This window comes from Shewanella sp. 1180_01, from assembly GCF_052850535.1.
In genome coordinates this window covers 1-1,150 of record NZ_VXCT01000148.1, presented here as the reverse complement: position 1 = coordinate 1,150, position 1,150 = coordinate 1, and the positions used below count along the sequence as shown (strand labels likewise).

Annotated in this window: 1 protein-coding gene; it reads right to left on the bottom strand. The window is 47.7% G+C overall.

The window, feature by feature from the left end; translation table 11 throughout:
- Window positions 1-1,150: group II intron reverse transcriptase/maturase (ltrA, locus tag FW758_RS24545; RefSeq protein WP_446446822.1), on the bottom strand; the 1,150-nt coding region annotated here is incomplete at both ends.

Genomic DNA, 1,150 nt, shown 5'->3' with positions numbered 1-1,150 from the left:
TCCTGGTGTTTTCGAGCTCCGCCATGGGCCTTTACTTGTGATCCCACAAGCAACGGCAGCTTGGATCCTGACGCCACGTTTAAGTAAGTTTTGTACCTTAGTCCGCGGTTTTCGCCACTGACGCCAGTAGCACATACGCACTCGACGACGGATCCAATGGTCTAAATCGACACACCCTTGATAAGCGTTGGCTATGCCAAAGTAGTTGATCCAGCCTTGCATGTATTGCCGTACTTTAAACAATTGATATCCCATGCTAACGCCCCAATTTCGGTTCGTCAGGCGTTTCATCTTTTGTTTAAAAATGTGTAATGTTTTAGCATGCCACTGGATCTTCCCGCGGTTAAAGGTAAAACCGAGGAACTTGCTTTGCCCTACCTCTACCACTTGGCTTTTCTGTTCATTAACAACCAATTTTAGCTTAGTGGCAAGGTAGCGAGTAATACTCTTGAGTACCCGCTCTCCCGCTCGAATAGACTTTACCAAAATGATAAAGTCGTCCGCGTAGCGGGCGAATTTGTGCCCTCGGCTTTCCAGCTCTTTATCAAGACTGTCCAACATAATGTTAGAGAGTAATGGCGAGAGTGGGCCGCCTTGAGGCACGCCTTCGAAGCTTGCTTCAAATTGGTCGTTGACCATCACACCAGCTCGCAGGTATTTACCAATAAGCGCCAGCAGACGCTTATCCTGTACCTTGATCCTCAATTGAGTCATCAACAGGTCGTGATTTACTCGATCAAAGAACTTGGACAGATCAACATCGACGGCAAATTTGCGCTTCTGTTTGATGATATCTCTGACTTGCAAGACCGCTTGTTTGGCATTCCTATTCGGTCTAAAGCCGAAGCTATTAGCCGAGAAGAAAGGGTCAAACAACGGCGTGAGAATTTGAGCAATAGCTTGCTGTATCACACGATCAATGACGTTAGGGATACCCAGTTTGCGTTTACCGCCATCGGGTTTGTCGATCTCTACGCGTCTGACTGCTGAAGGGTTATATTCACCTCGTTCCAGTAGAGATTTACACCGTTGCCAACCGCCTTGTTGCATCCAAAGCGGGAAGGCTTCGATAGTCATGCCATCGATGCCAGCCGCGCCTTTATTGGCTTTAACTTGACGCCAAGCTCGGTGTAGATTTTCAGGTTCGAGT